This is a genomic window from Arthrobacter sp. RIT-PI-e (genome assembly GCF_001187915.1).
In the GTDB taxonomy this organism is placed as follows: domain Bacteria; phylum Actinomycetota; class Actinomycetes; order Actinomycetales; family Micrococcaceae; genus Arthrobacter_D.
Genome location: NZ_LGIU01000037.1, coordinates 26037 through 45345 on the forward strand (window position 1 = coordinate 26037; position 19309 = coordinate 45345).

Here is a 19309-nt window from a genome sequence, read left to right on the forward strand (position 1 = left end):
CCTCAAGATGACTCGGTTTCCCCCCTCTGCGCACGACCCTGTGAGGTGGCCGGCCCTGGACGCGGACGTGTCCGATTCGCTCTCAGCAATTTCGGCGGACCTCGCTGGCCGTTGATTCAGTCGTTCTCGCTGAGCCATATCGAGAAGGCCGGGCCGTGAGCGGGAAGGGTGAGCATTCCATCGGCGTCGGCCTGGAGATCGGGGGTGCCGGCCAGGCCGGTGAGGGTCCTTCCGATGATCGTGCTGGGGAGCCGGGCGGGGTCGGGGCGGCGCGGGCGGCGTGGATGAGGACTGTCTCTTCGGGTGATTCCCGCAGGAAGGGGATGGCGGCATCGCTGTAACCGAGCCAGCGCAGTCCTCCGTGACGCAGCGCGTGCCTCTGGGCACGGGTGGTGAACAGGGCCCGGGTGGTCGCGAGTCGGGCGGTATCCCACTGGTCGGTGTCCTGCCAGGGGAAGGGGCGTCGTCCGTCTTCTCCGTTGGAACCTTCCTGAGCGATCTCATCGCCTGCCCAGAGCATAGGTATACCGGGCATGGAGGCCAGGAGCCCGAAGGCGACGGTGATCAGATCCTCGTTCCGGTCCAAGTACTCGGCGATTCTCGGCACGTCATGGGAGCCGATGAGGGTCAGTGCGTGCGCGGTCGCACGCCAGGGGCGCGCTGCGCTGAAGCCGCGCATCGCAGGGACCATCGACGTGGCACCAAAGGAGGGCATCGGGGTGAAGGGGCCGGATTCGAAGCGGACCGTCTCCGGTCGTTTGAGCCATTGCCACACAGGTCGGGAGAAACCTGCGTAGTCCATGACCCCGTGCCAACCGTCACCGAGCAGGTCACCGGAGGCGTCGTGCGAGTGTTCTGCCAGAAGCAGGGACTCGGGGTTCGCCTCGGCCATGGTCGCGCGGATAGTGGTTGCGACCATGTGGTTGAGATCCATGGTGCCGAGCCTGGCTGTCATGTTGGCGACATCGATACGCCACCCATCGAGGCCATGCTCGCTGATCCAGGTGGCCACTGTGGACTCGGGCCCCTCGTAGAGGGCGCTGCGTAGTTCCTGGCTCCGGTGGTCGAACTTGGGAAGTGAGGAATAGCCGAACCAGCACACGTACTGATCGGGGTGATGCGTGAACGTGAAGTAGCTTGCTTCGGGTGATTCCGCATCCGCGGTGGCGCGCTGGAACCATTCGTGCGCTGCACCGCAGTGGTTCGTCGTCAGATCCCCCATGATGCGCATACCGCGTGCATGAATCGCTTCTGTGAGGCGTGCGAGAGCTGCGTTCCCGCCCAGGAGCGGATCGACTTCATCGAACGTCGACGCGTCGTAACGGTGGTTGGACCGCGCGGGGAAGATCGGTGTCAGGTAGACGGTGTTCGCTCCGAGGGAGGCGATGTGGTCGAGATGAGCGATGATGCCGTCGAGGTCACCGCCGTAATACTGGTACGGGGTCTCCGGTCCCACCCCGATCACGGGATCATGCCACTCCTGCGGGATTGCCCATTCGGGTGCAGGACGGTCCATGGATTTTGCGAACCTGTCGGGAAAAATTTGGTACAGGACGGCGTCTGCGGCCCAGGACGGCGGAGCCGGATGAGTCGTGATCCGGAAATCAGCGGCGTCGGTGACGTCCCGGGCGTGGATCCCCTCACCGTTCAACCACTGATAGCCGCCCGGCAGCCCATCGAGGAGCCACCGATACGTCACCACCGGGTTCTCGACTCGGATGTCTCCACGCAACCAGAACTCGTGCTCACTGTCACGGGCGACGGTCGTCGCTGTCAGTGCCTGCTCGCCGTCGATGAAGGTCCGCAGCATCGCCTGAGTGACTCCACTGCTACGGGGTACCCGCAAAAACACCGACACCGTATCGCCGAGATTCGGGGCGAGATCCGAAACGTACAGGGCGGATCCGTCGTGATGGGGGACCATTGACAGATCAGTGAACCCGACAGCTCCTGGCTGCTTCTGGTCAGCATCGGCGGCATCTGGTTTCGGTTGAGCGTTTCCGGTCATCTCTGGCCCTTTCTCCAAACGGTTGAGTGGGCCCCGCACAGGGGGGGCCGGTAACTACCAAGTAGTTGGAAGCGGTTCCACTGTAGGGCGGTTCTCGGTACACTCGCCATCATGTCGATCGACGCCGCTACCGGGCTACCGGATACCGCCAACCTCATTCACATCCGTCAATCGGACGAGGAAGCCCATCGTGGCACTGAGTGGTGGAGGTCCTCGGTGATCTACCAGATCTACCCGCGGTCCTTCCGTGACGCGAACGGAGACGGCGAAGGAGATCTCCAGGGAATCACCGCCGAGCTGGCGAACATCCGTGAACTCGACGTCGACGCCCTCTGGCTCTCGCCCTTCTACCCCTCACCGCAGCGCGACGGAGGGTACGACGTCAGCGACTACCGCGATGTCGACCCCATGTTCGGCACCCTCGAGGACTTCGACACCCTGATAGCCCGTGCCGACGGCCTTGGTCTTCGCATCATCATCGACCTCGTTCCAAATCACTGCTCCTTCGAACACGCACTGTTCCGAGCCGCCCTCGGCTCCGAGCCAGGAAGCGCCGAGCGGGAGGTCTTCATTTTCCGCAACGGCAAAGGCGAGAACGGTGAGCTACCGCCCAACAACTGGCAGTCCCACTTCGGGGGCCCGGCTTGGACCCGGATCACCGAGACCGACGGCACTGCGGGCCAGTGGTACCTGCACCTCTTCGACTCGTCCCAACCGGACTTCAACTGGCACGCCCCCGTCGTACACGAGGAATTCGAGCAGACACTTCGCTTCTGGCTCGACCGGGGCGTCGCCGGCTTCCGGGTCGATGTTGCACACTCACTGGTCAAACACCCCGAACTGCCGGACTGGGGCGGACGGGCCGACGGCAACAGCTCCGAGGGGTTCCCAGGGCACGAAGCACCCATGTTCGGGCAACCCGAACTGCACGACATCTACCGCCGCTGGAACGCGATCATGCGCGAATACGACGGCGACCGGGTGCTGTGTGCTGAAGCATCCATCTCCCCCGTGGAGCGACTCGCCGACTGGGTGCGGCCGGACCAGATGCAGCAGGCCTTCAACTTCGCTTTCCTCGGCACGAAGTGGGAACCGGAATCACTTCGTAGCGTGATCGAGACCTCACTACGAGGCTTCGATGCCGTGAACGCACCCACCACCTGGGTCCTGTCGAACCACGACGTGGTCCGCCACGCCACACGATTCGGTTATCCCCACGGCGGACGACCTGACGGCATCCGGGACGGCGACGGAATCGGCACAGGCGATGCTCAGCCGGACACGCAACGAGGCCTCACCCTCGCCCGCGCCGCGGCGATGCTGATGCTCGCCCTCCCAGGAGGTGTGTACCTCTATCAGGGGGAGGAGCTGGGACTTGCCGACCACACAGAGCTCCCGGACGAGGTGCGACAGGATCCGACATTTGCTCGCACTGACGGCGCGCGTCTTGGTCGGGACGGCTGCCGTATCCCGCTTCCCTGGGCGCAGCACGGTGAAACCGCCGGGTTCAATGACACCGGCGCTTCATGGCTTCCGCAACCAACCGGTTGGGGCAATTACGCGCGGTCTGAGCAGCAGAACGACCGTCGATCAACGCTCTCTCTCTATCGCGCCGCACTCGATCAGCGCCGAGCCCTGAACCTGGGCTCAGGATCTTTTGCCTGGTACGACGGTTTCGGTGACGACGTGCTCGCGTTCGTGAACCGTGAGGTACTGGTGGTCATGAACCTCGGATCCAGTGAGGTCGCTCTTCCCGGTTTCGATGTGCTGCTCGACAGCGACAACGTCATCCCAGGCACGCCGAAGACGAGCCATACACTGGTCCCTGAGCAGTGCATCTGGCTGCGATTCAAGTGAGCCCACGCCACGGTCGCGGGCAGTGACGCCCGGAGGGGATGTGCCCGTACTCGGCATCAAAGATGTGGCTCTTGCCGCTGGTGTCTCGCAGGCAACCGCTTCACGCGCGCTGAGCGGACGCGGCAGTGTGTCCCCGAAAACCCGCGCCCGGGTTCAAGCCGCAGCAGCTGACCTCGGTTTCCAGATCTCCTATCATGCATCGAGTCTTGCCACCGGTCGTAGCCGTAATATCGGCGTCGTCCTTCCCTACGTGAATCGCTGGTACTTCTCAACAGTTCTCGAGGGACTCACACGGCCACTGATCGACGCCGGCTACGACCTCACCCTGTACGACTTCCAGGGTGATCTTCACCGCCGAACCGTCCTGGATGATTTTCTCCTCAGAAAAAGACTCGACGGGGTCATCACCGTCGGTCTTCGTCTCAATGAGGCTGACACCACAAGGTTTCTCTCACTAGATATTCCCGTCGTGAGTATCGGCGGATCGCTTCCAGGCATCGCTTCGTTGACCATCGATGAACACGCAATTGGTCGTCTAGCAGCAGATCATCTCATCGGTCTCGGTCACACGCGAGTCGCACACATCGGTGGTGAACACGAGTCCAACCTCTACTTCCATGTCTCCTGGGACCGACGAGAGGGCTACCGAGCAGCAATGGAAGCCGCTGGCCTCGAGCAGAGATCCGCCTGGTCAGTCATCAGCGACTACACCGTCAACAGCGCATACGAAGTGGCCAAATCACTGTTGGCAGATCCCCACAACAGGCCCACCGCAATCTGCTGTGCCTCAGATGAGATGGCCATCGGCGCGATCCTCGCAGCTCGCGACCTCGGACTCCACATTCCGGAACAGCTGTCCGTCATCGGCGTCGACAAGCACCCGCTCGGCGTCGTCTTCGGACTGACAACCATCGACCAATTCGTGGAAGAGCAAGGAACACGAGCAGCTCACACACTCCTCGATGAACTCGCCGAAACCCACGAAGGCAGGAGAGGAACGCTCCCCTCGCTCACCGAGCTTCCCATCACCATCGTGACCAGGTCATCAACCGCATCCCCCACGAAGAACAAGAATCCTACCTTCCACTGAGATGCACCCCCGCTACCAATTACCGCAAAACCACGCCATTCACCGCTGTAATCCGTAGCTGACAAAGACGAGCCACTTCGCAGACTCACTGGTTAGGTGAAGTCTCATTATTGGGTCTCAAATACTGTAGTTCTGTCACGGGACGTGGAGCTGTCAGTAGTTCTCACCCCAGCCGGTATAGGCCATGAGCAGCACGAGTAAGACACGCACCTGCATCACTAGGAGGTGTCGTCTTCTGTCCTGACCACCGGATCGGCGATAGGCCATATAGCCTTACGCCTCTCAGAGTCAAGAGTTTTCGAGGGTGAAATGGCTGCTTTTCTCGATTCCTGGCTTACGTCCAGGATCCACACCATAATGTCGCTTATGATGTGGTCAGTATGAGTGACCTTGTTTTCAGTGCTGCTTATACCAGCGCCCCTGCCCCGAATCGGGAGCGACACGCCAGCACTATCGCCGCGTGGCAGCTCGCCCAGACCTCGCCCCACACCCTTACCGCCTACACCCGGAACCTCGAGCACTACTGCACCTGGCTCGACGCCATGGGTTTCGATCTGCTGAGCGTCCGGCGGGTCCACGTCGATGGGTACCGGCACACCCTCCAAGGCGCCCCCACCACGATCGCCCGTAACCTCGCTGCTCTATCGAGCTTCTACCGCTACGCCATCGCCGACGGGGTGACGACCCTGAACCCGGTGGCGACGGTGACCCGGCCTGTGGTCGATGCGGATCACAGCTCGACCCAGGGCCTCACCCGCGACCAAGCCCGGGCGTTGCTCGCCACAGCGCGGGTCGATGACCCACGGTCCCACGCCCTCGTCGCGTTGCTGCTGTTTACCGGGATCCGGGTGGGGGAGGCGTTGGGTGCGAGTACCACCGACTACGGGCACGACTCAGGCCACCGCACCCTGACCATCCGGCGTAAGGGTGGGAAAAGCGCGAAGGTCGCCGTGCCGGCGCCTGCTGCGGTGGCGTTGAACGATTACCTCGAGACCAACGGGGCTGAACTCATCCACGTTGTTGGCGACGGCGCCGCTCACCTCCGTGGGCAGCCGTTGTTCACCACCAGCACCGGAAAGCCCTGGCAGCGCAGCGAAGCCTTCCGCACGGTTCAACGCTTGGCATCTAAGGCCGGGATTGAGGGGCGGGTCAGCCCGCACAGTCTCCGGCACACCTTCGCCACCATCGCCCTCGACACCGGCACGTCTCTCCATGCTCTGCAGGACAGCATGGGCCACGCAGACCCCCGCACCACCCGCCGGTACGACAGGGCTCGGAACAACCTGGTGAAGTCGGCCAGCTACGACGTCGCCCGCGCTCTCGCCTAACATGCTGGTCCGGGGAAGTGCTCATTTCCGCTGGGATGGATCCGTAGGTGCATGCTGGGTCAGGAAGTTCAGTAGGGCCCGGTTGTAGAAGTCGGGGTTGTCCTGGTTGGCGTTGTGGCGGGCGTCAGGGATCACCACGTACGTGGACTGCGGGTCGCGTGCAGCCCAGGCCGGTGCGACTGCACGGATGTTCCCGGTGCGGTCCTGGTCCCCGTGCGTCAGCAGGAATGGATGCTCGATACGGTACTCAGGCAGTGGCTGGTGGACGTGGGTCACCGCAGTCCAGATGGTGAGGAACTCCTCCTTCGTCAGCGTGTTCATGGCCTCCCGGGCGTAGGCCTGGACCTCCTCGTCATGGGCGAGAGACGTCACCATAAGCTTCCGCAGATGCTTATACGGCCAGAAACGGAACCAGGTCACCGAGCTTCTGAGAAGGTATGCGTCCAGGCGCGAAATCGGGGTGGTGGTGGCCGTCGACCCGATGACTCCCAGGGCGATGACACGGTGGGGATACCGCAGAACGAGGTCCTGGGCCACGTACCCGCCGAGGGACTGGCCGATGACGACGAACCGGTCGGCTCCTGCTTCATCGATGAGGGCAAGGACATCCTCTGCCAGGGCCGGAACCGACAGAGGTGCGCCACCGAGTGGTCTGGAGTGCCCGTGGCCGCGAAGATCCACCGTCATGACCTGATATCCCGCAGCCAGCAGCGGTGGTAGTTGGCTGTCGAACATCCGGTGATCCATCGTCGCCCCATGAGTCAGCACCACCAGGGGCGCATTCCCAGGGCCATGTACCCATGCGTGGAGTGCACATCCGGATCGTTCTTTCACGATCACGCGGGTCTGATCAGGTGGAGAAGCCATCAACCGAGCCTTGCCGGTCTACTGGACATGGTCAACCGGACAGCGATGGCAGTAAGGACGTGGGTGGAGCAAGTGTCAGCTCGCTTCCATTTTTAGCGGTGACCAGTGAATCGATTGGCTGTCATGGGTTCAGATGCCGCGGGTTCAGGTGCCGAGGAGTCGGGTGCTGCGGAATCGTCGGGCTGTCAGGTCAGTGATGAGAATGCTCGCGACAAGTGTTGTGAGGAGGACGGCGCCGAGGGCAGGAAGGATCCATCGGTCCAGGAACACGACGGACGGGACAGCGAAGAGTGTGGGCATGATGGCGAGTAGGCGGATGGGTCCGCCGTTCATGCCGGCCCGGGACTCCAGGGCGCGCGGATACAGGAGTGCCCCGAAGAGCGTGATGGTTGCCGACCAGATGCCCATGGACAGTGGTAGGACGACAAGAGCAAGGACATAAGGCACGGTCATCGTCACCGACGCATCCGTGAAAAGAGTGCTGAGGGCGACCGCGACAGCGAAGCTGAAGGTCGCTGCCATCCAAGAAGCACCCGCCAGAACCAAGCCGGCGCCGAGGTAGGCCTGGAACAGGTTCCGGCGGGGGATAGGGCTGGCGAGGAGCACCTCGATACCACCTCCGCTGACATCATCGGCGACCACACCGGGCAGGGTGAGGGTGGCAATGATGCCGACCAGAGCGCCGAGCAGGGCCGGGGCCATGACGAGCAGGTAGGAACCCATCACCTGTACTTGGCCGTCGGCTCCCAGCACCGCTGCCAGCCCGGATGCATGAGAGCCCATCACCTCGCTCATCTCAGGCATCGTGTCCATGCCCGATGGGGCCAGGAGAACGAGGAGGCCGTAGCCGGCGCCGATCAGGACGGAGAGCCACAGCGCCATGGTTCCTTGCTGGATCCACGCCCGCCGGGTAAAGGCGCGCACACGAGGGCCCACTAAGTATCGGGTGCCGTTCATGCCGCTGGCTCCAGGTGGTTCAGGATGATCTGTTCGGTGACAGCGTCCTCACCCTGGTTGTTGTCAGGGCTGAGGTCGATGAGGTCTGCTCCGCGCACCAGGAGGAACCTGTCGGCGAGTTCCAGTGCTTCAGGGACACTGTGGGTGGAATACAGGACCGTACGCGTCCTACCCCAGTCACGGAGGAGGTCGCGGATCTGCGCCGCGTACACCGGGTCCAACCCGGTCAACGGCTCGTCGAGGATGACGACGTCGGGGTCGGTCATCGCCAGGCGGGCCATCTCGACGCGTTGACGTTGACCGCGGCTGAGCGACCTGACCCGTCGGCCGAGGACCTCGGTGAGGTCGAACCGGTCGATCAGCTCATCGTGGTCGATGAGTGTGCTCTTTGGAATGCTGTCCCATACCTCACGCCAGAAGCTCAGGTTCTGCTCCACGGTCAGTGCACTGGCCAGCGCAAGCTCGTGACCGAGGTAACCGACCCGGGAGCGAACCGCCGCCCCGTCGCTGACGTCCTCACCGAAGACCGCGCATCGCCCCGACATAGCAGGAATCACCCCGCACAGGGTCCGCATCAGTGTGGTCTTACCCGCACCGTTCCGCCCGAGCAACGCGGTCACACCCGGCCCACGACCCCCGGTGATCGGACCCACTACCGCCCGGTCATACCCGACCACCAGGTCCTGGGCCTCAACGACAATCCCTGCCGATCCCATCTCAGACGGTGTCATCGCGCAACGAGTTTCTCGGGCCGGGGAAGCAGTACCGTCGTCAGGACACGGCGGGGACGATCCGGGGCCTGCTCGTTGCTCATCAGCTCACGCAACGCCACCATCACGGTGTCGAAGAACGCATCAACCTCGCCCGTCGTCGCCCAGAAATCGGCCTGCGCGAAACTCACCCGGTCCTCGACCAAATCATGGTCACCCTGATCTACATAGGTGCTGAAGTCTCGGATCATGCCGGAGGTGAACATCGTGAACGTCGCCAGAAGCTCCTCCGGCGACAACGCCCCCAACTCTTCCGCCGACGGGTTCGCCAGTTCCTCGACCACCCGATAGGTCCTCTCGCTCACCCCACGCACCTGCTGCTCACTACTGACCTCGAGTAACCCATGGGTGACCAAGTACCCCACATGCCGGTACAGGGTCGCGATCGGGACATCCGACAACCGCTCATGCAGCTGATGAGTCGTCAGACCCTCACCGGCCAGAAGTGCTTGAACTACCCGGAGCCGTACCGGATGCAAAAGAGCAGCAGAAGTAACCATGACTCGAGAGTATCAGTATTGATACTGATAACGGTTGACCGAGTTGGTGGGGGGTGCATCAGCATCGGGCTAGCCGTTCTTGGTTCTCCCGCGACGAGTGTGTAAGGTTCCGTGGCTCCGAGGTGCTGATCCAGGATGTGCGCCCGCAGTGGTTACACTGCTGCAGCCATGCGCGTTTGAGTGTCAGGAGGGAAGGAAAGAACACCGACAGCTTCGTCGTGGGCTCGATCACCTGGTGCGGGGCGAACTGTTTGCACTACCGGTAAGACGCGGACCGAGGACGAGCCGCGTCCCATGATGGTGGTGGTCGGAACTCCTTGACCCCGGGCACGCTCACCCCGGGCACACAGAAGCGCCACCACCTGTTGTGAGGGTGTGTGGCGCTTCTGTGTGCCCAGCAGATCCTTGCAGGCCGATTGTGTTCCCGGCGCTGGCTGCGCGGGTGTTAGGCCTTGGTGTTACTGCGGCGCACCATGTAGGTTCCGCCGGCTGCGGCGGCGAGGATGAGGCCACCACCGAGGGCGATCATGCCGGCCGTGTTGGAGGACGAGGTGGCAACACCGGGGTCGGCCCCGCCTTCGGGCATGGCGGCCATCTGGGCGGCGACGAGGGTGCCCCACAGTGCGGGCGAGGTGGCCCCGAGGGGGAGTTCGGGGTCCAGGTCGCTGGGCGAGTTGAAGACGTCCTCGGAGACACCGGCGGTGGCGGGGTCCAGGCCGTGGACCACGACGACGGCGGTGCCGGCGGCGAGGGCTTCCTGGGTGGCGTCGTCGAGGGTGATGGTGCGCTGGATGGAGTAGGTTCCGCCCTGGCCACCGAGTTCGAGGTTGAGGCCCTCGGCCGGGGTGGTGGCACCGGAGGTGGTGAGCGTGGTGAGGATGTCGCCGTAGTTGGCTGCTGCTTCGGAGGTGTTGATGATGCCGTCGCCGTTGGCGTCGGCGTCGGGTGTGGGGCAGGTGCCTGCTGCTCCGCCGTGGACGTGCTGGACGTGGGGGTAGGGTCCGTCCATGAAGGTCTCGGCGAGGCCGGAGACCTGCAGGTCCACGGTTGCCTGGTCGCCGGTGACGTCGAGGGTGATCGAGCCGGTGCCGGTGGTGCCGTTGAGCTGGCCGAGGGTGGAGGAGTAGGTTCCGTCATGGGCGGCCATGGCCGGGGATCCTGCCAGGGCGATGGCGCCGAGGGCGAGGGTCGGGACTGCGAGGAGACGCATGCTGTTCTTCATGAAAAAAGTCCTTTTGATGCATGAGTGAGACAAACGAAAATCTATCAGTGTGCTTACTCATTTCCGATGTACGCCACGATGTTGAGTCCACATAGCGCCCCAGCCTGGGGTGCACGAGTACCAGCTCGTACCGGAAAGGCTTGATCCTGACTGGAACCCGTTAGCAGTCCAGCGGCTGCGGAACTGGATCCTGGAGCCGGCGCTGAACGCAGGATGAGGTCTGACTGTCGGTGTGGAAGGTCTTGGGTGGACCGCTACGCGATAGCAGAACCAAGGGGTCTTGCGAGCAGCAGTGCACTGCCCGGCCTGCATGGCCGGGCAGTGCGGTCCTCTCCTGGCTGATCCGGACGAGCACGCCCTGGCTTACTTCGCGAGGAAGGTGATCAGGGCCTGGTTCCACTCATCGGGGTGGCTGACATTGCACCCGTGCGGGGCGCCCTTGATGATGTGCAGGTCACTGCCGAGCACAGTGGCGTGAGTGCGCTGCCCGGAGCCTTCGAACGGTACGACGCCGTCGGCGTCGCCGTGCAGGACCAGTGCCGGGACGGTGATCTTGGTCAGGTCATCGCGGAAGTCTGTGGTGCCGAAGGCTTCCATGCACGCAAGGGCTGCTTTCTTATCCGCTTGCAGACACAACTCGATGGCTTCCTGACGCTGGGCTTCGGTGACCTTCAGCTCACCGTTGGCGGTGAAGAAGTCGGTGGTGAACCCGTCGTAGAACGACTCCTGGTCCTTCGTCAGATCCTTCGTCATCGAGGCGGCTGCTTCCTTGGTGAGGGGCCCGTCCGGGTTGTCCTCGCCCTGCATCATGAACGGCGGCACCGCGGAGGCGAAGACGACACTGCGGATGCGCTCCGGAGCGTACTTCGAGAAGTAGCGGGCGACCTCCCCTCCACCCATGGAGAACCCCACCAGGGTCACCTCCTGTAAATCGAGCTCCTCGAGCAGAGCCTGCAGATCCTCGGTGAGCGTGTCGTACGTGTACCCGGTCATCGGCTTGTCACTACGACCGAAACCACGCCGGTCATAGGTGATCACCCGGTACCCGGCAGCCTCCAACGCCGGCACCTGGTTCTTGAACGCCTCCCCGGACAACGGCCAGCCGTGAATTAGGACCACGGGACGACCGGTCCCACCGGTGTCATCGACATGCAGGTTGGTGTCCTTGAACAAACCGTGATGAGCGACGATCTCCGTCATAGCTGTACCTCCAAAGGGTGAAGACGTGGGTTACGTGACATACCCACAGTATTCGTCAGCACGCTGTCTATCGGATGGGTGACCCAGATACTTTCCCTCGACCGCACCGTGCACCCAGCCCCCGGAAGCCCCGGACGATACCGCGGTGACCTCGACCGCCAGCTACCCACCGACAACCCCGCCACCTTCGAAGAAGCTCACACCTGCGAACTCGCTACTAGATGTTGGAGCTCATCTCTTGTCCCTGATCCCAGATCAACGATCGGCGTAGCTGTGGTGGGACGCCGGCAAACGCTCCCGTGGTGGCATCGCGGAAAACTCTGATGTGGTCGACGTCTCCCTCACCCGGGAGGAGCTCATCGCAGTCGATATACTTGAGAGCAGCATCCAAGGCGGCTCCGACCCGGAGCCTGCGGATCTGCTGACGTGTCGGTCTCGACACCTCGATGCCCCACCCACGCGCACAGCGTGATCACCCCACACCCGTTCTCAAGGAGAATCATGCGCACCGTCAACGCCATTGCGGCACCGTCCGCCACGGAACCGCTGATCAGGACCACCATCGAGCGCCGCGACGTCGGCCCGAAGGACGTGCTGATCGACATCGCCTACTCGGGTATCTGCCATTCCGACATCCACACCGTGCGCGGGGAGTGGGGAGAGATCCAGTACCCCCAGGTCGTCGGCCACGAGATCGTCGGCACCGTGAGCGAGATCGGCTCCGAGGTCACCAAGCACAAGGTCGGCGACCGTGTGGGTGTGGGCTGCATGGTCAACTCCTGCGGCCAGTGCGAGTACTGCGTCCGCGGCGATGAGCAGTACTGCGCCAAGGGAAACATCCAAACCTACGCCGGTGTGGACCCCGCTGATGGCACGATCACCCAGGGCGGCTACTCCCAGGCTGTTGTCGTGACGGAGGACTTCGTCCTGCGGGTGCCTGAGAGCTTGGACTTCGAGAAGGTCGCCCCGCTGCTATGCGCCGGGATCACCCTCTACTCCCCATTGCACCACTGGAAGGCCGGCCCGGACACGAAGGTCGCCATCGTCGGCCTAGGCGGTCTGGGCCACATGGGCGTGAAAATCGCCGCAGCCCTCGGCGCCGAGGTCACCGTGCTCTCCCAGACAACCTCCAAAAAGGAGGACTCCCTACGCTTCGGCGCGAAGGCCCACTACGCGACAAAGGATCCGGAGACCTTCACGGAACTCGCGAACTCATTTGATCTGATCATCAACACGGTCTCAGCGAAGGTCGACATGGGCGCCTACCTCGGCCTGCTAAAGGTCGATGGGACCCTCGTGAACGTCGGGGCCCCGTCCGAGCCCCTCGCGGTCCCCGCGTTCGCTCTCATCCCGGGCCGGCGCAGCTGGGCCGGCTCCATGATCGGCGGTATCCAAGAAACACAGGAAATGCTCGACTTCTGCGCCGAGCACGGCATCCACCCCGAGACCGAGCTCATCGGCGCCGACGACATTAACGACGCCTACGAGCGAGTCCTGAACTCCGACGTCCGCTACCGCTTCGTCATCGACGCCGCCACCCTCGCCTAACCCACACGAAACAGGAACAGGCCACCCCTACCGCACCCGGTAAGGGTGGCCTTTTCCGTGACACGGTCGGTCGCACAGCTAGCTCGCTGCAGGTGTTGCGTTGGGGTACGCCCTGCGCAACATTGGCCGCATGCAAGGGGCTCTTCTACCTCTCGCTTGTCGAGCGTATAAGCCCCGGCATTCGCTTCAGATCGAGGGTTTAGGTTTAGGGGATGCGGATTTCAGAGGTTGCGCGGAAGTCCGGGGTGCCGGCGACGACGCTGCGGTTCTATGAGTCGGCTGGGCTGATCGCCGCCGGGCGGAGCATGAATGGGTACCGGGAGTATGACGAGGCGGTGTTGGAGCGGTTGTCGTTCATCGACGGGGCGAAGCAACTCGATCTGTCCCTGCCGGAGATTTCGGACCTACTCACGGTCGTGGAGGACGAGAGCTGTACGCAGGTGCGTGAGACGCTGCGTCCGAAACTGGCCGAACGCCTGCGTGAGGTCGATGAACGCCTAGCAGTGTTACAGCGTCTTCGGGGCCGGCTGGCGGAGGCGAACCGCAATGTGACCGCCTGCCCGGACAGTGGACGCCGGTGCCGCACCGAGTGCGCCCTCCTGCAGGGCACCCCAGATTCGTGTACGGATCAAGACCCCTGCTGAGGAAGATCAGCGCCAAGCCTCAGGCCCGACGAGCTGGTTTGACCTTCTAGTTGACTCCAACGTTTACGGTGATCGGGCAGACACGCCGCGCGGATGTTCATTCCGCACACCTGGGCGGGATCTGATCACTTTCACGGATGGAGAGCTTCACGATGACTTGGGCCGAACGATTGCAGAGCGTCTTCGTCGGTGTTGCGGCCCTGGCCGGGCTTGGCCTCGGGCTGGTTAGCCCGGTCGGGGAACTAGGGGAACACGTGGTGGTCCCGGCCCTGCTGGTGATGCTCACCATGGTGTTCGTGCAGCTGGATGCCTCGAACCTCAAAGCCGTCGGCAATGCCAAGGGCCTCGTCGCCGCCAGCCTGGTATTGAACTACGCGTTCACACCGGTGCTGGCATGGGCTCTGGGCGCCGGTCTCCTGGGCGGGCAGCCTGATCTGCGGATCGGGTTGCTGCTTCTGCTGGTCACCCCGTGCACCGACTGGTACCTGGTCTTCACCGCCATGGCCAAGGGCCACACCGGGATCGCCACCGCGCTATTACCGGTGAACCTGGTGCTGCAACTGCTCCTGCTTCCGGTCTACGTGCTGCTCCTTGGCGGCACCTCGGCCATGGTCGACACCGGAACCCTCCTCGAGGCGGTGTTCTTGATGCTGCTGACACCCCTGGTGGTGGCGTTCGGGCTCCGCTGGATCATCACCCGGACCAAGGGTGATACGTGGCGCCAGGAGCACGTGAGCACGGCCGCGAATCGTTTGGTCATGCCATTGCTGTGCTTGGCGGTGTTCGCCATGTTCGCCTGGCAGGCACCCGTAGTAGCCGAGAACGGGGCCGAGATGCTCATGCTCCTCCCATCGCTGGCGGTTTTCTTCATCACCCTCCCGATCGTCGCGACAGGGGTGGCCAAGCTGTTGCGCCTGTCCGGACCGCTACGGGTGACCCTGACCATGGTCACCACTGCACGGAACTCCCCGATCGCCCTCGGCATCGCCGTCGCAGCGTTCCCCGACCGGCCCCTCATCGCGGTAGCACTGGTCATCGGGCCCCTGATCGAGCTCCCGATCCTGGCAGCCCTCAGCCAGATCGTCCGGCACCGTGAAAAAGCACCCACCGACCACCAACCCCATTCCACGCACTAACATACGAAGGTTCGGTATCCCCCCGGACCCCACACACCGTTTATCAGACAGTCCCCGCGCCCTCGCCTGAATTCCTAGCGCATCACTTATTATCTGATGGCTTTTGGGACATTGGGTCGGGGTGGTGCAGGCGCTGAGCAGCACGGCCAGAGCGGCGATCGAGCCGAGGTGTGCGATGCGGGACAGGGACGAAGACAACAGGCAGTCTTTAGGAGATAGCGTCGAAAAGATCAGTCGACACAGGAACGAATCGCTGAGTAGCTGACCGGTGACCTGAGGAGTCGGGGGAGGGGTTGAAACGGTGCCGGTGTGGAGGGGACGGGCCCCCCCACACCGGCACCTGTCAGAGGGCAATCACGTCCCTTCGGACCCGGTCCTCACGTGAGCCGTGTCCGAGGGGTGGATTGCGTGGTGTTGCTGGCGTGAGGTCTACAGGCCCGCGAGGAGCTCTTCCATCTCGTCGATCTCGGCTTGCTGGGTGTCGATGATGGTTTCGGCCAGCTCGATCGCCTCCGGGTTCTCACCGTCGTTGATCTCGGTCTGGGCCATGCCGATCGCGCCCTCGTGGTGGGCGGTCATGGATTCCAGGAACATGCCGGACGCCTCGGTGCCTTCGGCGGATTCGAGGTCGGACATCTGCTCCTCGCTCATCATTCCCTCCATGCTGCCCATGGACCCGGAATCGGAGTCGGATCCCATGTCGCCTGTGTCGTGGCCTTCGGAACCGTCGTCCATTCCGCCTTCGGGCTCGATGGGCTCACCCCAGGCTTCGAGCCAGCCGGTCATGGTCTCGATCTCGGGTCCTTGGGCGTCCTTGATCTTCGTCGCGAGGTCTGTGATCTCGGGGCTGATGCCGTCCTTGGCGAGCATCATCTTGCTCATCTCCACGGCTTGCTGGTGGTGGGGAATCATCATCTGCGCGAATATCACGTCCGCGTCGTTGTGCTCCTCGGACACGGCGTCCGGACCGGTGGTCGCTGACGCGTCAGCCGGCGGGGAGGGTTCGGTAGCTGCGCTCGAGGCAGGAGCAGCCGCCTCGGAGCTGGTCGTGTCGGTGCTGGTGGTGTCGGATTCTGTGCCGCAGGCGGAGAGAGTGAGGGCTGTGGTAAGGCTTAGTGCGGCGAGGGAAAGGTAATGCTTCATAGTGGTCAGATCCTTCAAAGCTCAAAGTGGTGTGCTGTCAGTTGCTCACCCTTGCCCGGGCACGGGCCAAGGGGTGAGGCAGCGTCGGCGACGCCGTCAATCGACGTGGATGCGTCGTGGGCGCGCGGAGTGTGCTGGAATATCGGCAGCCCGACCGCCCGTGAGGTGCGGGTATGGGCCGCGGATTCTATGTGCGACTGATGCAGAGTTGAGTCAGTGAAGGGGTAGGAGCTGGTCTGGACGCCCAGTACACCACGGGCGGTCCGCGGCGAAGCAGCGAGAAGGTGAGGGCCCGTCCGGTCGGGGTGAGGAGCCAGGCGATACCGACCAGGACCAGGGCCAGCACACACATGCCCAACGCCATCTCTGCGCAGTCCCCACCGCACCCTGTGAGCATTCCTTGATCAGTGTGATCACCGGCCAGCTGGGTCAGTGCAGGTAGTAGCTGCGTCACCGACTGGTTATCCGTGTCGCTGGCTGAGACCGCTGAAGAGCCTCCTGATAGCACTGTTGTGGAAGCAGAGTGGGCATGGGCGGAACTTACCGTCGTGATGCGCAACGTCGGGGTGCCGGCGCTGTGGTGGGTTGTTGCCACGTGGCCGCCCATCCATACGTGCATGGCGAGGATCCCGACGATCACAGCGGTCAGCCCGATGAACGAAAGCAGGGCAGGAAGCAAGGAAGCCACGGGTACGCGGAGCAGCGTGAAACGACGCGTCCTCACCTCTTTCACCGTCCTCACCTCTTCCATGACTGCCCTTGCTGCGCTCAAGGCGGCGTCCTACTGCTCCGGACTATGTCGTCGTCATCATTCGTCGCCGGCGGGTTCTAGGTCTTGCCGTCTGATCCTGGTTTCCAGCGTAACCAGGGCCAGACACGGGAACCGAACCTGTTCGACGAACAGGTCATCGAGCAGGGTCGGTACGGGGCCTTGCAGGACTGGCGCGGGTGCTGCCGGTTCTAGTTGGTACTGATCCGTTCCGGGCTGAGGTCGATCCGGCGCAGTAGTTGGGCGTTGAGTGCGACCACGATCGTGGACACGCTCATCAGGACCGCTCCAGCGGCAGGGGAGAGCAGGATGCCGGCGAAGGCCAGCACTCCTGCGGCCAGGGGGACGGCCAGGACGTTGTACCCGGTGGCCCAGATGAGGTTCTGGATCATTTTGCGGTAGCTGGCCCGGGAGAGGTCGATCAGCGCCAGTACAGCCCGCGGATCGTTTCCGGCAAGGACGACGCCGGCGGATTCCATCGCCACGTCCGTACCCGCGCCGATCGCGATACCAACCTCAGCCCGGGCAAGGGCCGGTGCGTCGTTCACCCCGTCGCCGACCATCGCGACCTTCAATCCGCGGGACTGTAGTTCGGTGACCTTGGAGTCCTTGTCCTTGGGTAGGACATCGGCGAATACCTCATCGATGCCGAGCTCCTTGCCGACGACGTCGGCGACCTGGCGTGCGTCCCCGGTGATCATCGCTACCTTCACCCCGCGGGCCTGCAAAGCCTTCACGGCAGCCCGGGATTCCTCACGGACTTTGTCCTCGAGGCGGAGCGCGCCGATCACGGAACCGTCGCGGATGACGTGCAGGACCGATGCGCCGCGACCCACCCAGTCCTGCACTGTCCCGGCGATGTCGGCAGGGGTCTCCAGTCCGAGTTCTTTGAGCATGTTCGGGCCTCCCACGGCGATGTCGGACCCGTTGACGGTGGCGCGGACACCGCGGCCGGTCATGGACGAGAAGCCCGTGCCCGTGTAGCCGAGGTCGGCTGCGTCCGGGTTGGTGCCGGCGGCGGTGACGATGGCCCGGGCGACGGGGTGCTCACTGTCGGCCTCGGCCGCCCCGGCCAGGGCCAGGAGCTCAGGCTCGGTGGTCCCGGTGATGGTGGTGGTCGCGGTGACGGCGTGCTGTCCTTCGGTGAGGGTGCCGGTCTTATCGAACAGGATCACGTCGATGGTGCGCATGCGCTCCAGGGCGATGCGGTTCTTGATCAGCACCCCGGCTTTCGCGGCCCGCTCGGTCGAGATGGCGATGACCAGGGGGATCGCCAGGCCCAGGGCGTGGGGGCAGGCGATGACCAGGACGGTGACGGTGCGGATCACCGCATCATCCGGGCTGCCCAGGAGCATCCAACTGATGAAGGTCAGGATCCCGGATCCCAGGGCGAAGTAGAACAGCAGGGCCGCGGCTTTATCCGCAAGGGCTTGGGCCCTCGAGGATGAGGCTTGGGCTTCGGTGACCAGGCGCTGGACCCCGGCCAGGGACGTCTCCGACCCCACGGCGTTCACCTGCACGCGGACCGCGTTATCGGTCGCGACTGTGCCGGCGACGACAGTGTCACCGATCGTCCGGGACACGGTGCGGGATTCGCCGGTGATCATCGACTCGTCGAACTCGGCCGTCCCGTCGGTGATCTGCCCATCGGCCGGTACACGGGCGCCGGAGCGTACGAGCACGACATCACCGACGACCAATGCACTGACCGGCACGGTCTCGGGGCCAGTGCTGGTCACTCTGTCGGCCTCGTCGGGCAGCAGGGCCGCCAGGGCATCGAGGGCGCCGGCGGCGGAGCCGAGGGCGCGCATCTCCATCCAGTGCCCGAGGAGCATGATGACCACCAGCAGGGCGAGCTCCCACCAGAAGTCCAGGTCGACCCCGCCGATGCCCAGGGTGGTGATCCAGGAGGCGATGAACGCGACGCTGATCGCCATCGCGATCAGCAGCATCATGCCCGGCTGCCGGGACTTCAGCTCCGTCAGCCCGCCCTTCAGGAACGGGGCGCCGCCGTAGACGAAGATGGCTGTGCCCAGGATGGGGGCGATCCAGGTGGAGCCGGGAAACTCGGGCGGCATGACCCCGAAGAACATAGTGAACATCGGGCTGAACGCGACCACGGGAACCGCGAGGACTAGGTTGATCCAGAACCGGTTCTTGAACATCGCCGTCGAGTGCCCGGCATGCTCCCCATGGGAATGGACCTGATGATCCTCATCTGTGCCTTGGTCCGCGCCGTGAGCCTCGTGGTTCGTGTGTTGATCGGGTTC

The 19309-nt window shown here is 63.7% G+C and carries 15 protein-coding genes; 6 read left to right on the forward strand and 9 right to left on the reverse strand.

The window, feature by feature from the left end; translation table 11 throughout:
* Positions 1–82: 82 nt before the first annotated feature.
* Complete coding sequence (locus AC792_RS03105) at positions 83–2008, reverse strand: glycoside hydrolase family 13 protein (protein ID WP_200903348.1); 1926 nt, start codon at positions 2006–2008, stop codon at positions 83–85.
* A 111-nt stretch (positions 2009–2119) separates the two neighbouring features.
* Between AC792_RS03105 and AC792_RS03110 the strand changes: the two genes are divergently transcribed.
* The 3 genes from AC792_RS03110 (at position 2120) to AC792_RS03120 (ending at position 6283) form a co-directional block, all read left to right on the forward strand.
* Positions 2120–3865 carry a glycoside hydrolase family 13 protein gene (locus AC792_RS03110; protein ID WP_049829125.1) on the forward strand — a complete coding sequence of 582 codons (1746 nt, stop codon included), beginning with the start codon at positions 2120–2122 and terminating at the stop codon, positions 3863–3865.
* A 40-nt stretch (positions 3866–3905) separates the two neighbouring features.
* Positions 3906–4955: a LacI family DNA-binding transcriptional regulator gene (locus AC792_RS16070; RefSeq protein WP_235436323.1), complete on the forward strand. Its 1050-nt coding sequence runs from the start codon at positions 3906–3908 to the stop codon at positions 4953–4955.
* A 380-nt stretch (positions 4956–5335) separates the two neighbouring features.
* Positions 5336–6283, forward strand: a complete 948-nt coding sequence (locus AC792_RS03120) for a tyrosine-type recombinase/integrase (protein WP_152915995.1) — start codon at positions 5336–5338, stop codon at positions 6281–6283.
* Positions 6284–6304: 21 nt separating this feature from the next.
* On the opposite strand, the gene AC792_RS03125 is transcribed toward AC792_RS03120, so the two are convergent.
* The 6 genes from AC792_RS03125 to AC792_RS03150 form a co-directional block, all read right to left on the reverse strand.
* The gene (locus tag AC792_RS03125; RefSeq protein ID WP_082177335.1) at positions 6305–7150 is read right to left on the reverse strand and encodes an alpha/beta fold hydrolase; all 846 of its coding nucleotides are present in this window, start codon (positions 7148–7150) and stop codon (positions 6305–6307) included.
* 144 nt (positions 7151–7294) lie between these two features.
* Positions 7295–8032, reverse strand: coding sequence for a hypothetical protein (locus AC792_RS03130; protein WP_049829128.1), 738 nt, complete (start codon positions 8030–8032; stop codon positions 7295–7297).
* 71 nt (positions 8033–8103) lie between these two features.
* Positions 8104–8838 (reverse strand): ABC transporter ATP-binding protein, encoded by a 735-nt coding sequence (locus tag AC792_RS03135; protein WP_326947619.1) that lies wholly within the window; start codon positions 8836–8838, stop codon positions 8104–8106.
* A complete protein-coding gene (locus tag AC792_RS03140; RefSeq protein WP_049829130.1) occupies positions 8835–9377 on the reverse strand; it encodes a helix-turn-helix domain-containing protein in 543 nt (180 codons plus the stop codon). The genes AC792_RS03135 and AC792_RS03140 overlap by 4 nt, the downstream gene beginning before the upstream one ends.
* Before the next feature lie 445 nt (positions 9378–9822).
* Positions 9823–10599 carry a CHRD domain-containing protein gene (locus AC792_RS03145; protein ID WP_049829131.1) on the reverse strand — a complete coding sequence of 259 codons (777 nt, stop codon included), beginning with the start codon at positions 10597–10599 and terminating at the stop codon, positions 9823–9825.
* Between the two features lie 363 nt (positions 10600–10962).
* Positions 10963–11799, reverse strand: a complete 837-nt coding sequence (locus AC792_RS03150) for an alpha/beta fold hydrolase (RefSeq protein ID WP_049829132.1) — start codon at positions 11797–11799, stop codon at positions 10963–10965.
* 501 nt (positions 11800–12300) lie between these two features.
* Here AC792_RS03150 and AC792_RS03155 point away from each other — a divergent pair.
* The 3 genes from AC792_RS03155 (at position 12301) to AC792_RS03165 (ending at position 15127) form a co-directional block, all read left to right on the forward strand.
* On the forward strand, positions 12301–13347 hold the full coding sequence (locus AC792_RS03155; RefSeq protein ID WP_049829133.1) for an NAD(P)-dependent alcohol dehydrogenase: 1047 nt from the start codon (positions 12301–12303) through the stop codon (positions 13345–13347).
* Positions 13348–13559: 212 nt separating this feature from the next.
* Positions 13560–13991, forward strand: a complete 432-nt coding sequence (locus AC792_RS03160; RefSeq protein ID WP_049829134.1) for a MerR family transcriptional regulator — start codon at positions 13560–13562, stop codon at positions 13989–13991.
* Between the two features lie 152 nt (positions 13992–14143).
* Positions 14144–15127 (forward strand): arsenic resistance protein, encoded by a 984-nt coding sequence (locus tag AC792_RS03165; RefSeq protein WP_049829146.1) that lies wholly within the window; start codon positions 14144–14146, stop codon positions 15125–15127.
* A gap of 429 nt (positions 15128–15556) precedes the next feature.
* Here the strand turns inward: AC792_RS03165 and AC792_RS03170 are convergent, their stop codons facing one another.
* Both AC792_RS03170 and AC792_RS03175 read right to left on the reverse strand, forming a co-directional pair.
* Entirely contained in the window at positions 15557–16270 is a 714-nt protein-coding gene (locus tag AC792_RS03170; protein ID WP_049829135.1) for a DUF305 domain-containing protein, read from the reverse strand.
* Positions 16271–17230: 960 nt separating this feature from the next.
* Entirely contained in the window at positions 17231–19204 is a 1974-nt protein-coding gene (locus tag AC792_RS03175; RefSeq protein WP_049829136.1) for a heavy metal translocating P-type ATPase, read from the reverse strand.
* Between the last annotated feature and the right edge of the window lie 105 nt (positions 19205–19309).